Genomic DNA, 1505 nt, shown 5'->3' with positions numbered 1-1505 from the left:
GCCAAGACCACCGGTCTGCTGACCGTTGCGTCGATCAATGACACGGTTGCAGCGCTGTCGGCCGACACGCTCTACATCACCGGTGCAGTGCCTGTCACCGTGAATGACGCGGCTTCCATCGCGCAACTGACCGCCATTGATGCCAAGACAACAGGTCTGTTGACCGTGACGTCGGTGAGCGACACAGCAGCAGCGCTGGCAGCAGACACCACTTACATCAACGGTGCGATCCCTGTCTCCGTGAGCGGTGCGGCCTCCATTGCGCAACTGACCGCCATCGATGGCAAGACCACTGGCGCTCTGACCGTTGCATCGATCACTGACAGCGTGGTCAATCTGGTCAATGACAGCACCTACGTCACTGGCGCCGTACCGGTCACCGTGAGCAGCGTAGCCAACCTGACTCAACTGGCCGCCATCGACGCCAAGACCACAGGTGTGCTGACTGTCACGTCCATTGAGGACAGCGTATCGGCGTTGCTCAATGACACGCTGTACATCAACGGCTCCGTTCCTGTGAGCGTGCTGGGTACTGCTGACCTGACTCAGTTGGCGACCATCGATGCCAAGACCACAGGTACACTGACTGCCACCGCCATTGCTGATACAGCAACAGCGTTGATCAGTGACACCACATACGTTAACGGTTCGATTCCTGTCACTATCACAACGGCAGCAAGCCTTTCGCAACTGGCAAGCATTGACGCCAAGACGGCTGGTACGCTGACAGCGACTTCAATCGCAGATACCGCAGTCGCTCTGGCAGCAGACACCACGTACATCAAAAACGCCATTCCGGTCAGCGTGACCGACACCGCCACCATCGCTCAATTGGGCAGCATTGATGGCAAGACCACTGGCGCTCTGACCGTTGCGTCGATCACTGACAGTGCCACTAACCTGATTGCCGACAGCATCTATGTCACGGGCGCAGTGCCTGTCACCGTGAGTGGCGCAGCGACCATCGCGCAGTTGACCTCGATTGACGGCAAGACCACCGGCACCCTGACGGTTGAGTCGATCAACGACACGTCAGCCAACCTGATCGCTGACAGCACCTACGTTACTGGTGCGGTTCCGGTCACCGTCAACAACCCGACCAGCCTGGCTGACCTGGCAACCATCGACGGCAAGACCACTGGCACCCTGACTGTGACGTCGGTCACCGACACCGCTTCGGCGCTGGCGGCTGATGCCACTTACATCACCGGTGCGATCCCTGTCACCGTGAGCGATGCAGCGACCATCGCGCAACTGACCGCCATTGATGCCAAAACCACCGGTCTGCTGACCGTTGCGTCGATCAATGACACGGTTGCAGCGCTGTCGGCCGACACGCTTTACATCACCGGTGCAGTGCCTGTTACCGTGAATGATGCGGCCTCCATCGCGCAACTGACCGCCATTGATGCCAAGACAACAGGTCTGTTGACCGTGACGTCGGTGAGCGACACGGCAGCAGCGCTGGCAGCAGACACCACTTACATCACCGGTGCGATCCCTGT

At 59.3% G+C, this 1505-nt stretch carries 1 protein-coding gene; it reads left to right on the top strand.

Going from position 1 to position 1505, the window contains the following annotated elements:
- Window positions 1-1505 (top strand): beta strand repeat-containing protein (locus BUB69_RS28965; RefSeq protein ID WP_217654483.1); only part of this gene is annotated, 1505 nt, incomplete at both ends.

Origin of the sequence: Pseudomonas asturiensis (assembly GCF_900143095.1) — a bacterium.
GTDB classification, from domain to species: Bacteria; Pseudomonadota; Gammaproteobacteria; order Pseudomonadales; family Pseudomonadaceae; genus Aquipseudomonas; species Aquipseudomonas asturiensis.
This window is presented reverse-complemented; position numbering and strand designations above follow the sequence as displayed.